Annotated in this window: 15 protein-coding genes; 9 read left to right on the top strand and 6 right to left on the bottom strand. The window is 35.3% G+C overall.

Features of this window, described 5'->3' with window-relative positions; translation table 11 throughout:
• Positions 1-490: 490 nt before the first annotated feature.
• From BMZ04_RS03325 to BMZ04_RS03315, 4 genes are all read left to right on the top strand, one after another.
• On the top strand, positions 491-1,678 hold the full coding sequence (locus BMZ04_RS03325; protein ID WP_177184303.1) for a beta-ketoacyl synthase N-terminal-like domain-containing protein: 1,188 nt from the start codon (positions 491-493) through the stop codon (positions 1,676-1,678).
• Between the two features lie 12 nt (positions 1,679-1,690).
• Positions 1,691-4,087, top strand: a complete 2,397-nt coding sequence (locus tag BMZ04_RS03320) for a sensor domain-containing protein (protein WP_093265250.1) — start codon at positions 1,691-1,693, stop codon at positions 4,085-4,087.
• Between the two features lie 174 nt (positions 4,088-4,261).
• Positions 4,262-4,429 carry a transposase gene (locus tag BMZ04_RS21935; protein ID WP_143128262.1) on the top strand — a complete coding sequence of 56 codons (168 nt, stop codon included), beginning with the start codon at positions 4,262-4,264 and terminating at the stop codon, positions 4,427-4,429.
• Between the two features lie 874 nt (positions 4,430-5,303).
• Positions 5,304-6,494, top strand: a complete 1,191-nt coding sequence (locus tag BMZ04_RS03315) for a M14 family zinc carboxypeptidase (RefSeq protein WP_093265247.1) — start codon at positions 5,304-5,306, stop codon at positions 6,492-6,494.
• Between the two features lie 275 nt (positions 6,495-6,769).
• On the opposite strand, the gene BMZ04_RS21930 is transcribed toward BMZ04_RS03315, so the two are convergent.
• The gene (locus BMZ04_RS21930; RefSeq protein ID WP_143128261.1) at positions 6,770-7,588 is read right to left on the bottom strand and encodes a DUF2599 domain-containing protein; all 819 of its coding nucleotides are present in this window, start codon (positions 7,586-7,588) and stop codon (positions 6,770-6,772) included.
• Positions 7,589-8,006: 418 nt separating this feature from the next.
• Here BMZ04_RS21930 and BMZ04_RS03305 point away from each other — a divergent pair, with 418 nt between their 5' ends.
• Complete coding sequence (locus tag BMZ04_RS03305; RefSeq protein WP_255367785.1) at positions 8,007-10,154, top strand: purple acid phosphatase family protein; 2,148 nt, start codon at positions 8,007-8,009, stop codon at positions 10,152-10,154.
• Between the two features lie 236 nt (positions 10,155-10,390).
• On the opposite strand, the gene BMZ04_RS03300 is transcribed toward BMZ04_RS03305, so the two are convergent.
• Both BMZ04_RS03300 and BMZ04_RS22690 read right to left on the bottom strand, forming a co-directional pair.
• Complete coding sequence (locus tag BMZ04_RS03300; protein ID WP_255367784.1) at positions 10,391-10,825, bottom strand: restriction endonuclease; 435 nt, start codon at positions 10,823-10,825, stop codon at positions 10,391-10,393.
• Between the two features lie 657 nt (positions 10,826-11,482).
• Positions 11,483-11,638: a transposase gene (locus BMZ04_RS22690; protein ID WP_255367776.1), complete on the bottom strand. Its 156-nt coding sequence runs from the start codon at positions 11,636-11,638 to the stop codon at positions 11,483-11,485.
• A gap of 338 nt (positions 11,639-11,976) precedes the next feature.
• Between BMZ04_RS22690 and BMZ04_RS03290 the strand changes: the two genes are divergently transcribed.
• From BMZ04_RS03290 to BMZ04_RS03280, 3 genes are all read left to right on the top strand, one after another.
• Positions 11,977-12,957, top strand: a complete 981-nt coding sequence (locus BMZ04_RS03290; RefSeq protein ID WP_093265238.1) for a quinone oxidoreductase family protein — start codon at positions 11,977-11,979, stop codon at positions 12,955-12,957.
• Positions 12,958-13,092: 135 nt separating this feature from the next.
• Positions 13,093-14,070 (top strand): NAD(P)H-dependent flavin oxidoreductase, encoded by a 978-nt coding sequence (locus BMZ04_RS03285; protein ID WP_093265236.1) that lies wholly within the window; start codon positions 13,093-13,095, stop codon positions 14,068-14,070.
• A 487-nt stretch (positions 14,071-14,557) separates the two neighbouring features.
• Complete coding sequence (locus BMZ04_RS03280) at positions 14,558-15,079, top strand: GNAT family N-acetyltransferase (protein WP_177184302.1); 522 nt, start codon at positions 14,558-14,560, stop codon at positions 15,077-15,079.
• A gap of 577 nt (positions 15,080-15,656) precedes the next feature.
• Here the strand turns inward: BMZ04_RS03280 and BMZ04_RS22685 are convergent.
• From BMZ04_RS22685 to BMZ04_RS03270, 3 genes are all read right to left on the bottom strand, one after another.
• Entirely contained in the window at positions 15,657-15,788 is a 132-nt protein-coding gene (locus BMZ04_RS22685; RefSeq protein ID WP_255367774.1) for a hypothetical protein, read from the bottom strand.
• Between the two features lie 108 nt (positions 15,789-15,896).
• On the bottom strand, positions 15,897-16,085 hold the full coding sequence (locus tag BMZ04_RS03275) for a hypothetical protein (RefSeq protein WP_093265231.1): 189 nt from the start codon (positions 16,083-16,085) through the stop codon (positions 15,897-15,899).
• 40 nt (positions 16,086-16,125) lie between these two features.
• The gene (locus BMZ04_RS03270; RefSeq protein WP_177184301.1) at positions 16,126-16,920 is read right to left on the bottom strand and encodes a type II toxin-antitoxin system SpoIISA family toxin; all 795 of its coding nucleotides are present in this window, start codon (positions 16,918-16,920) and stop codon (positions 16,126-16,128) included.
• Between the two features lie 673 nt (positions 16,921-17,593).
• Between BMZ04_RS03270 and BMZ04_RS03260 the strand changes: the two genes are divergently transcribed.
• Positions 17,594-18,055, top strand: coding sequence for a hypothetical protein (locus BMZ04_RS03260; protein WP_093265223.1), 462 nt, complete (start codon positions 17,594-17,596; stop codon positions 18,053-18,055).
• Positions 18,056-18,151 lie beyond the last annotated feature (96 nt).

Below are 18,151 nucleotides of genomic sequence, written 5' to 3'. Positions count from 1 at the left end.
TCCTGGTTTTTTTTATTAGGATAATTATTTGGTCTAGAAAACGATAAAGCAACAGAAATGGAGAATCTTCGGCTGCTTTTTTTAATTCTAGAGTAGAGATCTCCATAGCCAAAGGAAACAATCATCTCCCAAAGGTCAGGTGAAAATTTATTAATTCCTTCCATGCCATTTCGTACTTCCTGGAAAAATAATTCTTGCATTGCTTTTATTCCGGACCGCATTGCTTGTTGTTATCCATGTTATTGCCTCTCCCATAGTTGGTGGTATTCCTGTTCATCCACCAATGCATCAATAACGATTGGTTAATCACTGAGGGTAAGAGACTTGGATACTTGCTGTAAGCATCAATACATAAATTTAGTTATTATTACCATTAGACTAGGACTCCATACATTAAGCATCAGTATGTGTATTTATAGTCTTTCAGACCTAGGTACATAGACTTTCCTTTATGATGTCGTATATAATAGAATAAAGTCGAAATTTGAAGGTGAAAAAATTGGATGATATCGTAATAACAGGGTATGGCATTAAAGCGCCTGGTGTTTTAAATAAACCTAGTTTTTTGAATGTATTAAATAATGGCATTTGTACTCAGACCATCTTAAAAAGTGTTAATGAGGATCAAAATAATATTGTTGCGGGTATAATTGATGATGACTTTCTAGAGTTGAATGGAAGAAATTATAAAAGGTATCCGCGTTCTGTAAGATTGGCAATTTCAGCTGCAATGGATGCATTAGAAATGTCGGGGTTAAAAGACTATGATCCAAAGCGGGTTGCTGTAATTATCGGAACATCCGCAGGAGCTGTTCTTGAAATTGAACAATACTCTGCTGCGTATGTAAATTATAGAAGTTTCCCAATTCATGGGGTTTCCATTGTTGATACACACACTCTCTCTACTTCTGTTGCTGAAGCGTTAGGTTTGTGTGGACCTGCCTTTACATTAACAACCGGATGTACTGCCAGTATTGATGCAGTATTGATGGGAAAACTCCTACTTGAGAACGGGGCTGTGGATGCTTGTATAGTAGGAGGATCGGATGCCCCTTTAGGCTCATGGACAATCAATGGCTTTAAAAAATTGAGAGCACTCTCTACGGAGACCTCTATCGATCAAGCTGGAGTTCCATTTTCATCGGAACATCAAGGCTTTGTTTTAGCCGAGGGGGCTGGTGTAATCGTTTTAGAGCGGAGAGAATCTGCACAAGCACGCGAACAAAGGATATACGGGAAAATTGAACGTGTCATGTCAAGGAATGAAGGGCAAAAACTATTAGGCTCTGATGAAACTGGTAGACATATGCTCGAAATTTTTCAAGAAGTCGTTGGAAATACTAAACCAAGCTATGTGAACAGTCAGGCACTCGGCATGGCACTAAATGATAGGATAGAACGGTTTATCCTTATGGAAACATTTAGTTCGGACGTTCCAATCACTTCAATAAAAGGAATGATTGGACATACATTTGGTGCAGCGGGAGCAATGCAAATCATTTCATCCCTACTTTCAATGGAGTATGGATTTATTCCTCCTACGATTAAAACAAAAGGGGATGGATTTGAGGATATACCAATTGTTTATGAAACTAGACATCAAGCTGTAGAGTCCGTATGCATAACTACCCATGGGAGTAGTGGAAATAATGCTTGTCTATTATTAACACATGCATAGGAGGCTCATTATATGTTTTTTCTTTTTTTAACTTTATTATCTTGTATTCCCTTATGTATCGGAATTACGATACTTGTTTTATTCAAAAAAAATAATCTATCAAAAATTATTTTTATATTCACTTTATTGGCCTCGTTCTGGCAATTGGACGTTGCATTTTTGCATGCGTATGACTTGCTTAAAGAAGAGACCATTGAGTTCTATTTCAAGCTCTTTCGATTTGGTTCTATTATGATAACGCCAACGCTTTTCTATGTTGCGTATACAATTGTTCAAGAAATATTGTCAAATGACTTAAAAAGGAAGTGGCGATTTCTTGTAAATCGTACTACTGTTCTATTATTCTATGCCATAGCTATACTTGTTTATATAACCGGATGGAGTGATAAAGGGGTTAGTGGATTAGAACCTATACAAAATGGTTCTAATATATTTTACTTTCCTGTTTATGGAGAGCTATCCTGGTTTTATCATTCCAATGTTCTTCTTTTTATATTTAGTATGATTATTTGTTTTTTGATTAGTTTACATGTACAAGATAAGAATGTGCGTTCATTTTTAGTTTATTTTAATATCTTTACGTCAATTGCATTTGTAATAGGCACCTTAAATATGTTCCCATCGACAAGGTTGTACCCAAGTTCGATTGCGATCTTAGTCTCTGCTATTTCCCTATTAATTCTTTCGAGCAGAATGTATTTAGAAGTAGTAAACAATATGAATAAGAAGCTATCTGAGCAAAAGAATTTTTTATTTCAAGTCATAGATTTGAACCCAAATTACATTTATGCGCTTGACGAAAATGGTCGATACACACTTGTGAATGAATCATATGCACAGTTAATGGGAATGAAAATTCAAGATATGATTGGGAAAACTGACTATGACATACAACAAGATACAAGTGTAGTAAAACAAAACGTCAATCAAGAGAAGGTTATACGCAAGACTACGGAAAAACTCTTCATGAAAGAGGAAGCCGTAACAGCCGAATCAGGAGATGTAATATGGTTAGAAACTGTCAAAATACCAATAAATATTAATGACAGCTCAGCGCTACTTGCTGTATCAATGGATATTACCGAACGAAAGCAATATGAAGATGAAATCAAGTTTCAAGCCAATCACGATATCTTAACAGGGTTACCGAATAGAAGAATGTTCAACGAGGATTTAACTAACTTTCTTGAAAAAGCAAAGATCGAGGATAGTAAGAATGCTATTATGTTTATTGATTTAGACCGGTTTAAATACATTAATGATACACTCGGGCATGATGTAGGTGATCTCTTATTAGTTGAAGTTACAAAACGTTTAGAAAGATTATTAAAAAAAGAACATTCTAGCGCAAAAATTTATCGACTTGGAGGAGACGAATTTACTATATTACTTCCACATCATAATGAGATGGATAGTGAAACTTTTGCCAAAGAGTTATTGGAACAATTTAAAAATGGCTTTTGGATCGATGGTAATGATTATGTTATTACTCCAAGCATTGGAATTAGCGTATTTCCAAATGATGGAGATGACGCTAATACACTAATAAAACATGCAGATACCGCAATGTACTATGTAAAAGATAGAGGGAAAAATAACTTTCAATTGTTTACATCAGAAATGCATCAAGAATTTTACAGGAAAATGATGATTGAAAAACAATTACGAACCGCCTTAGATAATGATGAATTCGAACTTTACTATCAGCCTATTATGGATCTAAAAACAAATGAAATCGTAGGGATGGAATCTCTTATTCGCTGGCATAACGAAATACTTGGCCAAGTTGCACCGGATGAATTTATTTCAATTGCGGAAGAGACAGGAATGATTATTCCAATAGGTCACTGGGTACTGAATACAGCTCTTGAACAAAATATTCGTTGGCAAAAAGCAGGCTATAAGCCTTTAAAAGTAAGCGTTAATGTATCTGTAAAGCAGTTACTCGATTCAACTTTTTTAGAGAAGGTGAAAAACGCTCTTGAGAATACTAAACTTGATGCGACTTATATTATGTTAGAGATTACGGAGAGTATTGCTATGTATGCAGAGGCGATGATTGAAAAGTTAGATGCATTAAAAGAACTTGGTATAAGTCTATCAATGGATGACTTTGGAACAGGATACTCATCGTTAAGCTATCTGAACAAATATCCACTTGATTCATTAAAAATCGATAAATCATTTGTGATTTGTATGAATAAAGACGATGAAAATAAAGCCATTGTAAAAACGATTATAGCGATGGCTAAGCAACTAGATTTGAAAGTCATAGCCGAAGGAGTAGAAGGAGTCGAAGAATATCATTTCTTGTCTGAAAATAGCTGTGATTACGCTCAAGGCTATGGCATCAGCCGTCCACTCCCCGCAACCGATTTTGAAAGTAAATGGCTTGCAATAGGTGACTGATTCATTGGTGATGCATAAAAAGCGTCCTTACTATGTAATATAGATAGAGAACAATAATAGCGACCACCACATCCACTAATTTTTACTATTTCCAGGTAGACAAAACAAATGCTCACTTTTTGAACTGCACCCCAAACGTTAGACACAATCTAACATTTGGAGGTGCTTTTTTATATGAGGAAATTCTCTGAATCAGAAAAATTAGCTGCTGTTCGGTGCTATGTAGATGGAAAGGAATCAAGTATAAAAATCGCCAATTCACTTGGCATGGATAAAGCCGATTTATTGCTATTGATTAAACGATATGAATATCACAGAGTAAGTGCTTTTATAAAAAACTAAACAACGCATATAAACTAGAAGGAAAATTTGTTAATTTCGATTTGACAATTTTGTCAAATGGATATTGACAAATTGTCGATATGGAATGTTACAAATTGTTAAAATGGATTCTGACAAATTGTTAAAATGGATTCTGACATTTTGTCGAAATCATTAACAGTAGATTACTACAGAGAATACAACATATTATAAAAGAATTTATATAAAAGGATATAAAAGATATAAAAGATATAAAAGATATAAAAGATATAAAGATATAAAAGATATAAAGATATAAAAGATATAAAGATATAAAAGATATAAAAGATATAAAAGATATAAAAGATATAAAAGATATAAAGATATAAAAAATATAAAAGATATTGTGGGATAAGCTGAATAATATTCCTCTTTTAATACACAGATCATTTTTTTGAAGAAAAAGTTCTTTCATGTATTCGATTGCAAGTTTGGAATCTATTTATTTGGGTGAGGGGACGTAAAAAAAGAAAAGGTGGATTGCAGGATGAGCTGAACGATATTCCTTTTTCGGGAATCCAATGAAGCCTCGACGACTTTGCTCACGTAATAGATGTGCAGTGAACGAGTGGCTAAAAACGCATCCAGATGTTAGAAATAATTCTACGCTATTCTGACACTTTACTATAATTTCCTATACTATCAAGTATTTCTGGTGTAGTGTATTTTGTCCTATAACTTCGTTAGCTTCGGTAGGCGAAGTAATTAGTCCTTCGTGTCACTAAAGATATATAGATTTCGTGTCAATTGGTTGTATTATATTACTAATTAATCAAATATTCATAATATATTTACTATTTAAATTTCCTTTGTTAATCTAGTAACGATTCTAAGAATAAGAAGGAGTGGATACGTATTGAAGAAAAAAATAGTTAGTACAATTGGAATTTTAGGATTATGTACAAGCCTGGCTCTCCCTGCTTATGCGGCGGATACTGTAAATCAAGAAACGCATCATCATGAGTACTCAATCTCTGGTTTTATCAGTCACAGTGAGCTCGAAAAAAGCCTTAAACAGATTGAAAAATCAAGTAATGGGGTTGTGCAGGTAGAGGTCGCTGGCCAATCACACAAAGGTTTGGATATCTACACGGCAAAAGTTGGGACAGGAGACAAGGTTATTCTTATTCAAAGTGAGATTCATGGAAACGAAAAAACTGGTACGGTCGCGATTTTAAATCTATTAAAAAGCCTATCCACAAATTCAAAAGAAGCAAAGAAAATACGGGAAGAAGTCACGATTGTATTTATGCCAATGATGAATCCAGATGCATCCGAAGGGGATAAGCGCCGCAATAGTATGAAATGGGATGAAGTAGTGAAAGATTTCCCACAACTGGCAAGTGCTAAACCTTCTTGGAACTATTTAGACCGGGGAATTAGTCAAAGCTATAACTACGGTGAAAATCCAGGTTTCGATGTAAATAGAGATTTTAATCCAGATCTCAACTATGTCCCAACGGCACAAGACTTCCCGGGAGCATCTAATATGCCTGGATGGTTTATCACACCTGAATCACAAACTTCTCGTGACGTATACAAAGCATTAAAAGCGGAATATGGAAATGTAGATGTCTTCGTAGATCTGCATCATCAAGGTATGTACTATGTGGACGGCACCTCGGATGAAGTAACGCTGTCATTATCTGCACAGTTTGTTCCGGATCCGAACACTCCTAAAGGAGCGAAATATGCCAAATACGCTGATAACTACAACTATGATTTTTCAAGGCAATTGAATGTTGCAGCTTATAAAGAACTTCAATCTTATGGAAACTCAAAGTTTACGAATATCTCGCTTTATTCTCAAGGGCTTGATCTTCCAGGTACAGCACTTGGAAGTTATGCACTGAATGGAAGCGGAACTGTGCTTTTTGAGGTGAGAGGACAGACACAAATGATGGGGCAAAAGGAAAAAGGACAACTTGTTAAATCGGTTGAACGTGGACTCGAAGCAATTATCAAAGGAGTCGCAGATGGATCTGTTGAAACATTGAATCCAGAAGATTATGAGAAGATTCCACTGACATCTAGTAGACCTTCTTGACCTGTCTCCACGAGCGTTGCACTAAAAAGCATCCTTGTGTTAGAAACAATTGGATGTTCGGTAACAGCGGAATTGCTTTCACATCCACTGATTTTTACCAAGCTATAAAAGCGACACTGTCGAATCTTAGAAAGGTATTACAGTTTTAAAAAGGATTTTGAATGAGATTTATCTTGGATAATCCCGAAAGTTAGTTAGAAATAAGAAAGAAAAAGCAACCGAGGATGAACTTTGGTTGCTTTTTCTATGGTTAGAATAAGATTATCTTCCTTGCTTTATGGATTACATCTTGCTATTACAGTTGTTAAGTAATCTACATTTGGTCTATGGGGCTCTAAATTCCAAGAATCTTTTTTCTTGGCAAAGTCAAAGTGGCAATCGAATTGATTCCTCATACCATTTGTGTTTGACCATTGATTATTACTTCTATGTATAGATGCCACTTTATCCCATGCATCTAATTTTTTTACTCGCTCTAAACCATCATCACTTGCGTTAGTAAGGTACGGCTTTTGTGCTAAGCTTAGAGATTTTATTCCCCCTCGATCAATCCATTTCATTTCAGAGAAGTAAGTTGAAAAAGTGGAAGCAGTTATTTCTATTATAATGGTAAGTGGTTCCAAGGGATATTTTTTATCCACATTTACTATTAAAGTATTCCCGTCTTTAATCTTCGAAGTTATATTTGCCCTTCCTTTTCCTTGATCGTTTACCAATTGGACAGAAAATATTCCGATTGAGTTATGGTTTTTGTTGTGAATATTTCCTGCATTATAAGTATTACCTAATGAGTCTTGGTAAAGAATAAGATTCTCCTCGTTTTGAAAATCAATTGGTATTTCGATAACAGGACTAAAGACTGAAGGGTTGATAGTAATAGTTTGAATGATACTTTCTTCCTTTTTAATTGATTGAAAAGTATAACCATTTACATGTTCATTATTTACTCTTGGTGAACCAATCCCTATTTTCACTTTTTCTTCTGCAGATAGATAGGAAAATTTATCAATTGCGCTTGCTGTTGAAGGTTGGCTAAGACTAAATAGCATGAATAGACCTAAGAATCCCGCGAAGGACTTCTTTAATTTGAACATTTTCCCATTTTCCCCTTATCTTTTATGTGTAATGAAATGATCCTATCTATACACATAAGATTTTCTTTTCTGATTCTTTTTGACTTTTTTATTGTATATTATAATAGTCATTTAGTCTATTTAATATTTTTATTTTAATGCCTATTTATTAAACAATTTATTCCATGTAAAAAAGTTGGCAAGGTAAAAAAGTCATGTGCGCTTGAATTAGGTTATTGATTATTTACTGAAATAACTAAATTATTGGTAAATTAATGTTGTCGTAATACAATCTTTACAATGTAGAACTAATCTATTAATAGTGCCTTCCATCGTTGAAGGTGAGATTATTGAATGGAGTGTTGTCAGAGTGATTTCAGTTAAGAAGAGGAATGATTCATCTCAAAGGTTTCTAAAGCTATTTCTAGTGCTTGCATTGGTGATTTCGAGTTTTATTCCATTTGTAAGTAATGTGGAAGCAGAAGGGTCTGGAAGTTATCAAGCAACAAACATTTCTTTTGCTCCGGGAGCAGATGAAACAAAATATAACTTTTCATGGTATTCTCCAGAAACATCTAATCCAGGTGTAGTGGAATACGCAAAAAAATCGGACATGACAGGGGAAGTTTTTCCGAGTGAGTTAGCAAAAACTACAACAGCAACTGTAGCGAATGCTTCATCTGGCTACTCCACACATAAAGCTACGATTACGGATGTAGAAAGTGCATCTGAATATGTGTACCGTATAGGCGATGGAAACGGGAAATGGTCAGACACGTATAGCTTTAAAACGCATGATACGGATTCTTACAATTTCTTGATCATGGGAGACACACAAATTGGATCAGGCAAGGTTCCATCTGATACTGAAGGATGGGTAAATACACTAAACAAGGCATATGCAAAGTATCCGGATTCAAGTTTTATTCTTTCTGTAGGTGACCAAGTCAATAATGCAAATTCAGAGGAAGAATATGCAGGTTATTTTACACCAAAAGAATTAAAACAAGTTCCAACAGCAACGACTATCGGGAATCACGACAATTCCAATTCTTATAAGCAACATTTTAATGTACCAAATGAAACAACTTACGGGGCAACAGCTGCAGGTGGCGATTATTCATTTACACGCGGGGATACATTGTTCATGGTGTTAAACTCGAATAATAAAAATGCATCAGAACACAACGCATTCATGGAAGAAACAGTTGCTGCAAACCCAGATGCAAAATGGAAGTTTGTAGTGTTGCACCATTCTATTTATAGCGCTGCGAGCCACTCACTTGAAACATCTATTGTGAAACTAAGAGAAGAACTTGTACCAACAATTGATCAGTTAGACATTGATGCAGTATTAATGGGGCATGACCATTCCTACGTGAGAACGTATCAGATGGAAGGTCTTCAACCGTTGAAAAACCAAATGATTGATGAGCAAGGAAGAGTGATTAACCCAACAGGTACAATGTATCTGACAGTAAACTCATCAAGCGGTAGTAAATATTACAATTTAAAAGAAACTCCGGAACCGTATTCAGCAGTTAGAAGTCAATTAAAAACACCAACTTTCTCTAATGTGACAGTTACACCAACAAGTGTAGAATTCAGCACATACCGTGTAGATACAATGGAACAAGTCGATACGTACACAATCGTAAAAGACCCATCCATTCCAGTTAAACTTCCAGAACTTAAAAAAGTACATCTTGAAGCATCTGGAGAACAAGTACCTACTAACCCATCTTCATTTTTCGAAGATGTTAAATTGACACTTACAGGTGAAAATAAAAGTGGCGGTCCATTTGATGTTCCTTATTCAGACATCTCGTATAAAGTAAAAGAAGAAGGACAAATTTCGATTTCTCCATCAGGTGAAATTACTGTTTTAGAAGGTGCGAAACCTGGAAAAATTCAAGTTTGGGCAGAAGTACAATCTAACGGAAAAAAATTCAAAACTAAAAAAATGCACCTCACAATTGTGGAACATGCGGAAGAGACAATTGTTGAAAAAGGAAGCAACTGGAAGTATCTTGATGATGGATCAGATCAAGGAACTGCATGGAAAGCTCCTGAATTTGACGACAGCAGCTGGAAAAGCGGTTTAGCTCCACTTGGTTATCCAATAAGTGAAGACCGTCCGATGTTCGGCGATATCCAAACATTAATTGGTTACGGCCCAGATTCAGCAAACAAATATCCAACTACCTATTTTAGAACTACTTTTGAATTAGAAGACTTATCTAAAATCGGAGAAATGGCTCGTATTAACTTTGGGATAGATGACAGTGTCATCCTATACTTAAACGGTCAGGAAATTGGCAGACACAACCTTCCAGAAGGCGACATTTCTTATGATAAATACCTGTCGGACTTAGCTGGTTCTAGTGTTGCAGACGAAAGTGCTTATGAAAGCTTCGATTTAACGAAAGAAGATCTAGCTCATTTAGTACAAGGTACAAACGTATTAGCAGCAGAAATACACCAAGACCGCCCAACAAGTTCTGATGTTTATTGGGATATGGAGTTTGTTACAACGGTGAAGAGTGATGCTGGAGAAAAAAAGAATAAAGGGAAAGATAAGAAGTAATAAACAAAAAATGACAAGAGCAGCCGAAATTGTATTTTCGGGTGCTTTTACTTTGGAAAAAATAGAGATTTTCGTCTTATAGTGTTTCCTTAAGATTTGTGAAAACTAGTAATATGAATATGAGAAGTATCTCTTCATTGTGAATAATTGTCGTTTTTGAAATAGGTGTCACTATATCTTACACACATTCGTTTTCTTAGGTATTGAGGAGAGATGTAGAATATCTCCTCCCAGATCTATCTTCGAAGGAATTTTGACCCTTTTTCAATTATCCAATCAAAGCTATTCAAAAGATGATTCATTAGACCTTTAGGGGGAGCATCTATCCAATTCATTTTAGCACCCAACCAATACTGAGAAAGTTCATAGCCGTTGATCAATTTGATTCCTCGTTCCTCGGCGAACTTTTTAGCTTGAGGTGAATAGTCGCTTGTTGTGACAAAATATGCACCTTGTGCTTTGCGAGTAATGATATTGGAGTGTAATACGACTAGAGGGTCAAACTTAATTGAATTCTCTGTTTTGTAGCATTTAACCTGTACAAGGTAGATGTCACGATTGGAAAGGGTATGGACGATATCGACACCTAAATCACCTGAGGAGGGTGTGACTTTAGCTCTTCCACCCATAACATTTTCCATTATGTTGGCTACAAATGTCTCAAATAAAATTGAATTCTCTACTTTAGGCGGGATACCTTCTTTTTTTCTCTTACGTTTTTCTTGTATGTCTTCATCTTTAAAACGGTAATAAATTCCTAAAGCTAATGTTTCGTATATTTATTCTTCGCTGTGCATTTGCTCTAAGTCCTTTCAACAATCATTTGCTTTATTCTTTCCATCTGCAAGGAAATGCAGTCAATGTTTGCAAATTATATTTTAGCGTCCTTGTGAAAAAATCTTCCCTTTCTTAATCCTAGTGCGGATCAATTATTTTATGGTTATTGTAACATGTATTAAAATTTTCAAAGAGTTAAAGAAAAAAACAGATTGACAATTCAAATAATTATGATTACTATTTTAGTGACCGGGGTATCTCAAATTAATTAAATGGAAGCCTTTTCTATTTCGAGGGCATTTGGATAATAGGGGTGGAAGTTTATTCAGTATTATCGGTTTTTTTCTAAGTTTAATATTATTTGGTACACAGCCGACTGCTATTATTGAGCTGCGTCTGATTTCTAATTTTCATTACTTCTTACTTGATTTGTTAAAGATAAACGCAAAATAACACCTTAGTTACCTTCTTACTACGAGGGGGCAATTCAAATACTTCACCATTTTTTACTGCTTTACCAACCAAATTTTTAAGCAAATATCCACCCACAATCATGATGAACAAGCCCACCAATTAATCCACCCAGAATGAGTTGCTTCAATAATTAATGCCGATTTGAAGTACTTGTTTCCTTTTTTCATGATGGTTGATTTCCTCTTGCCCGCACTCTCATTATGTCTAGGTACTAATCCTTCCCAGGAACACAAGTGCGCCTAACTGGGGAATTGTTTCTTGACATCCGTACTGATTTCGGCAAAGACTTGTTCGGCCATTAGAGTGGCGATGCCGGGAATGGAATCGATGTTAGAAAAAATCAATAAATATCGAGAATAATGTGATCTAGAAATAATCAAATCACCCAAATGTTTCACACGGTGAAGGTACAATTCCAAACGATCCACAAGCAGGCGACCTCATAAAGCTCACGTTCCGTGCGGAGTAAGTGAAAAGCTGGAGATAACTTCAAATGCTTACCTATTACTAACGATTAGTTTAAAAGAAGTCGAATTTAATTAAGACAAAACATTTTTGGAGGTATTTATTTATGAAAGCTATTGTTATCGATGAATTTGGTGGTCCTGATGTTTTAAAATATATCAACGTGGATACTCCTTCTATTAAAACCAATCAAGTGTTAATACGTGTAGTAGCAACGAGTGTCAATTTTGCTGATATTCAAACAAGACAAGGAAAATACCATGCTGCTGGGAAACCTCCCATTATTCCTGGATTGGATGCAGCAGGGATTATTGAGGCTGTAGGAACAGATGTGCAAAGTTTGAAAGTAGGACAACGGGTGATTGCCTTTCCGAAAACTGGGTCATATGCGGAATATATCGTAGCTGATGAAGATCTAACTTTTGTCCTCCCAGATAACATTGATTTTCAGACAGCTGCTGCTAGTCCATTGGTTTCTTTTACGGCTTATAAACTTCTCGCCGATGTAGCAAGGTTGCAGCAGGATGAAACGGTACTTATTCATGCGGCGGCAGGAGGAATTGGAACGACAGCTATCCAGTTGGCAAAAATTTTAGGTGCGAACTGTATCATTGGAACTGTAGGTAGTGAAAACAAGGTTTCAGCTGCTATAGAAGCAGGTGCGGATTATGTTATTTGTTACAAAAACGAAGATTTTGTAGCTAAAGTCAATGAACTGACTAACGGGAAAGGAGCCGATATCATATTAGACTCAATTTCTGGTGAGGTGGGAGAAAAGAGCCTGAATTGTTTAGCGATGTATGGGCGATTGGTCAACTTTGGAAATGCAAGTGGGGATTTCGCCCAATTTAAAACCACAGATTTGCATGCTAGCTGTAGAGCTGTTCTCGGTTTTAGTTTGGGTACGACGAGAAATAACCGCCCAGAACTATTTCGTGGAACAGCCGAACATATAATGAGTTATTTAACGAAGGGGAGTTTAGACATAAAGATTGGGCAGCATTTTAAATTAGAAGAGGCAGCACACGCCCATCGTTTAGTAGAAAGCAGACAAAGTATAGGAAAAGTTTTGTTAGAAATTAACTAAAGCTGCAGAATAGCACAATAAAGGTCTAACTTTTTAGTATACATTCATCACATAAGAATATAAAAAGTTATAGGATTTATAATTTTTTGTGTTGATTATATAAAATAGGACATCTGAAAAGGAGTGGGAGAAATATTGAAAACACGAGTAACGGAGATTTTAGGAATTAAATATCCAATAGTACAAGGGGGACTCGCTTATCTTGCTTATGCTGAACTGGCTGCTGCGGTCTCGAATGCAGGGGGACTTGGACAAATTACTGCGGCAACGCTTGGTTCACCTGAAAAACTTCGAGAGGAAATTCGTAAAGTACGCACACTCACCGATAAGCCATTCGCCGTAAACTTTGCTATTGCCAGACATGACGGGCATTATAAAGAATTACTTGAAGTTGCCATTGAGGAAAAAGTACCGGCAATTTCAATTACTGGCGCTAATCCACAACCAGTTTTCGAGCGAATTAAAGAAGAAAATATTAAAACACTTGTTCTTGTAGCAGGTGTTAGACAAGCACAAAAAGCGGAAAAACTCGGTGCTGACATAGTAATAGTAGTTGGCCAAGAAGGCGGAGGACATTTAGGACGTGAGGATATAGGCACAATGGTTCTTACTCCTCGTGTGGTCGATTCCGTATCAATCCCAGTATTAGCAAGTGGTGGCATTGGAGATGGACGAGGTTTATTAGCAGCTTTAGCTTTAGGGGCAGAAGGAATCGAAATGGGTACTCGCTTTATTGCTACCCAAGAGTGCGTTCATGCTAATGAGAAATACAAGCAGGCAATCCTTCATGCGAAAGAGACGGATACAGTAATTATTAAGAGAACATTAGGCTCGCCGGGACGAGTGTTGAAATCTGAATATACTTTGAATATTATCGAACGTGAAAAGGAAGGCGCAACCTATGAAGACCTGCAAGATATTATTAGTGGAAAAGCTAATTGTAGGTATATCTATGATGGAAATGAAACGGACGGTTTCGGATGGGTTGGACAGGTAATCGGTCTTCTCAACGATATTCCAACGGTTCAGGCGTTATTTGATGAGATGATTTTTACAGTAGAGAAAGGATTGAGTCGTATAGATAATATTATTGGAGAACGAATTCATAGATAGTTTTTAACTATACTTATTCCTATTTTCTTAGTGACGGGTCCCTGTGTAAGGAACAATTCTGACTATTAAGCGAGCGATAGAATAATATACACCTCCTAACGAAGTCTATGCTATGTGATTATCACAGTATATTCATTCGTTAGGAGGCTTTTTCATGTCAAGACCGACCTGTCACCTTTAACAAGCATTTGCATGATTAAAACGGCACATTTGGAAATTTCCTGCTACAGCGGCGTAGAAGTACATGTTATCCAAACTATCGTTTTTGTCTCGTTTATTAGACGGATAATTTGAAAATAATATAAAATTCTAGAAGTATTGATAGATTTTTTTTCTCTAATTAAAATATTTTCTATTAGTAATGTTGTTGTTTACAATGATAGGATTAATATTAAATAAAATGTATTTTGCTGATTAGTTTACTAGGCATTAAGACACTAACAGATATCTTATCTAAAATTATTTTATAAACGGAGGCATTAAGAGTGTGATTATTGAAGAGCTAAAATTAAAAGATAAAGAACAGGCTAAGCAAGTGTTAGTCAATAGCTATATGCAATACGAAGAAACTTTTAAGCCGAAAGAACATTGGTTGAGATATTTAGGTGATATTAAGGCAGCAATCGATGATCCGACAGTGGAGAAAATCTTTGTTGCAAAACATGAAGGGAAAATTGTTGGTACAGCTAGTATGTACGCGAATAGTGATGTTGCTTATCCAGGTACAGATTACGGCGTAGATTATACGCTTTTAAGATATTTAGCTGTGACACCGAAAAGTCGTGGCTTAGGTGTGGCAAGGGCATTACTTGAAGTGGGTATACAATATACGTTTCAAAAAAATGAACCTTATATGTATTTATTTACAGGAGAAATGATGACATCAGCTATTCATTTATATGAGAAGTACGGCTTTGATCGTGACCCACAAGTGGAAAGCAAATTCATGTCAACAGCACGCTGCTACCGCATTAAAAGTGGAGTGTTAGAGGTACAGAAGAGACTTTAAATCCTAGTATTAATAAAATTAATTATGAATTGAGTTGATCATATGACGAATGATGTAACAGGCTATCAGTTACATTATTTGAATAAGAACAATGTATTTCATTAAAATGTTTGGATAGGTAGCAGCAGGGAAATGCAGTTATCTTAACAGTCATAATGGATGACTTTACAGTATTTAATGTAAAGTTATCCACTTTTTTATTTCTTTAAAGACTGGTTAACCACATTCATTCTTATAGTATTTATAATAAATAAAGAAAGGAGATAATTCTTTCACTTGTTGGAATTCACGATGTAATATATTGGCTACTTGATCTTCGTAACTGTGGTTTTAAATTTTTTAAAATTTTTCAAATGTAGAAGAATTTATTGAATATGCAAAGCAAAACGATCTAACTGCAAATAGTAGTGGTGTAGGTTCGGCCAATCATTTCATAGGAGAATAAATCAATCAATAGCTTGGGGAAACGGAAGCCTTTGATTCTATTATCAAATTCAGACTTTTGTATATTTTAGTTCTGATGACAATAGATATAACCAGTTAAAGAAAAGAATAGGTACAAGTATTATTAGGACAATCACCCAAATTTCCCTTTATACTCTTTTGATTTCTTCAAAAGTTCTTTATCCCGCTCGGACAATTTGGATTGTGATGGGAATTTAATTGGTTTTGTTGGGCTTGCCCATTTAATTTTTACTGGCTTTTTCATATAATTACTACCTCCCTCGTTCTTTTCTAACAACTTGGGCAAAAAGATCGAAAACTATACAAAAAAGCAGTATGTTGGTAAATTCAACATACTGCTTTTAGATTAAGATTAGTAATTAGCCATTGTTTGTAACACTTTTTTATTTAATTCTTCTAATTGTTTTGTTGCTTTACTTTTGGAGTGTTTTGACAAATGGGTTGTTTTTGTTGCAACAGGCAATTTAACTCTTTTTCTTTTTGAACCAACGTCATTAACTTCCTCAGTTAAAACAGGTCTTTCTTCAGTAGATATTGTCATTTATAACCCCTCCTTTAAAAGTAATCTTATTCCTATAATATCACAAATTGAGTGTAAAAGAATGATATAAAAAGATTAGATTTGTTATGTGAACTGCATCAACTTCTAAGATTTCCCCTTTTTTGCTTTCTATCACTGCAAGCAAGTTGTTTCCATCCATATATACTGGTAAGATCATAAATCCTTCGTCCAGTACAGAAAGAACAGAGGAATCAAATAATACATCAATATTCTCTTCCCTATTTAGAGACAAACTTAAACCATAATCACGGTCTATTTGTTCCAAGGTCTCACCTAACAAAGTTCTAAATAAAGCCTGTTCGCTTTCTACGTTCTGAATAGTAAGCCTAAATAATTTTGTATTCAGTCCGTACTTATCACAATATTCATTGATAAACGTTTCGGTATCCTCTATGCGTTCGTCTTCATCAGTTGAAACAACTTGAATGTAACTTCCTACATTCTGGATCATTTCAGACATAGTGCCTACTCGATAAAGAATGCGATCCCGCAGTCTTTTGCTTTCTTTAATCGACTTTTGGACATTTTCAGGATAATTGAATTCAGCATGCCAAAACTTCATAATACTTGGGGTAAGAAGAATGGATATGTCTATAAATAGAACAAGGGACGAGAGCGTCAAAAGAAACTTCCAGTTACTTAACGAAATTTCATCCCACAACAATCCTATCAATATCGCACCAACAAATAATGTATAAAGCAGTTTTCTTAAACCATAAATGGATATAAGATATTTGTCTGGGGCTTTCATGAAGAATAAGAAGTTGCCAATCACAAACAATATCAATACGACGATAAAAATATTAAATTCCAATGCAATCTCTCCCCTTTCAAATCATTTAAACCGTTTTCTACATAGCAATTCGTTTCTTTTCTTGTGTATCTATTATAATTATAGATCTTTCCACCCTTGCTATTCTATCATTTCAAAACTTGCTTATAACAACAAAAAAGACTCCATACCGTATATGGAATCTTCTTAGAACAGTTCTAACTGCATTAAACTGATATGTTTTTCGAATAGAACGTAAAATGGAAATATACATCACCTCATTTTGCTTATTGCAATTTCTTATATAAAACCTCACGGATACAATAAATTATGGGGGAGAAGTATAGTGATATGTTTGAGTAATGACGAGGTAGGAAGAAATAAAATTAGAAAGTTAAGAAACATGATAGTCCGGTCCCGTCCGCTTTTGGGTCTGGATTAGTAGACCTGGTACCTCAATATTCCCTGCCACTTCACTTTCTCAATTTCAGCCCATTTATTCATAATAGAGCCTCCCTCTCCCATCCGCAATTGGACAAAAAGGGATAGATCCAGCAAGGAATTGTAGATGATTTTAAGAATAGTGTAGATTTTTTTTACAAAGAACTTTTTTAATTGTGCTGTTCTTCTAAATACAGACTGTCCGTTCGGATAATAAATTTGTTGAAAACATATCCTCTTCATATAGATGAATTTAACAAAGGGGCTATTCATCATGAGAAAAAGGCAAATAAAAACACTCTTACTTATTGTTATCATATCCACATGTTCTTTGGTTGTATTGATAAGCTCTATTAATTACCTGTTTTCGCCGAGCTACAAATCTAAAAAAGTAGTAGAAGCATTTTATACGCATGAACAAAGTAGTGACTTTGCTGATTCATGGGAATTACTTCACCCTTTTATGAAAGATAGATGGAGTAAAACACAGTTTATGACTGATCGTTTGCATGTTTTTGTTGGCCATTTTGGTACCGAAACTTTCCAATTTACAGTAGGGGAAGGCAATAAAATTAAGGATTGGAAAATGGCCAAAGAAGCAAAACCATTTGATGTAGCTTACAAATATAATGTCATTCAAACCTATAAAGGAAAATACGGAAAGTTCAGCTTCCTACAAGAAGTATATGTCGTTGAAGATGAAGAAGAGTGGAAGATACTGTGGGATTATAATTAATATACTGATTACTAACGACCCTGTGTCAGCCATTTTGAAGAACAATTGAGTCTGACACAGGGACGCAATGAAGTATGTACATTCAGCGATGATTAG

Origin of the sequence: Psychrobacillus sp. OK032 (genome assembly GCF_900111345.1) — a bacterium.
In the GTDB taxonomy this organism is placed as follows: domain Bacteria; phylum Bacillota; class Bacilli; order Bacillales_A; family Planococcaceae; genus Psychrobacillus.
Note: the sequence above shows the minus strand (reverse complement) of the source record. Positions and strands in the feature narration are given on the sequence as shown.